Origin of the sequence: Vibrio sp. TMPB1044, assembly GCF_030442075.1 — a bacterium.
Taxonomy (GTDB): Bacteria; Pseudomonadota; Gammaproteobacteria; order Enterobacterales; family Vibrionaceae; genus Vibrio; species Vibrio satsumensis.
In genome coordinates, this window is record NZ_JAUJED010000071.1 from 1 (window position 1) to 383 (window position 383).

A 383-nucleotide genomic window follows, 5' to 3' on the forward strand; every position below is an offset into this window, starting at 1 on the left:
GATTTTGAGTTTGAGCCGTTTGAAGATTGTAGAGACAAATCACGCATACGTTGCAGGATGTTAGTCGTCTCGTTCATTGCACCTTCAGCAGTTTGTGCAATCGAGATACCGTCGTTCGCGTTACGTACTGCAACATCAAGGCCGCGGCTCTGAACGTTCAAACGGTTAGAGATTTGTAGGCCCGCAGCGTCATCTTTTGCGCTGTTGATTTTTGAGCCTGAAGCTAGACGCTCCATTGATGTTTGTTGTGCGCTGTTTGCGTTGTTTAGGTAACGTTGCGCTGTCATCGCTGAAACGTTTGTATTTACATTCACTGCCATGGTGATTTCTCCAATTGATTTTCCGGTATAGCGGTTTCCGACGTCTCGGAAAACCAAGTAGTT

1 pseudogene is annotated in these 383 nt (G+C 46.2%); it reads right to left on the bottom strand.

Annotated features, from left to right (window positions below):
* A pseudogene (locus QQ041_RS22265) lies at positions 1-320 on the bottom strand (flagellin B); the annotation flags it as partial.
* Positions 321-383 lie beyond the last annotated feature (63 nt).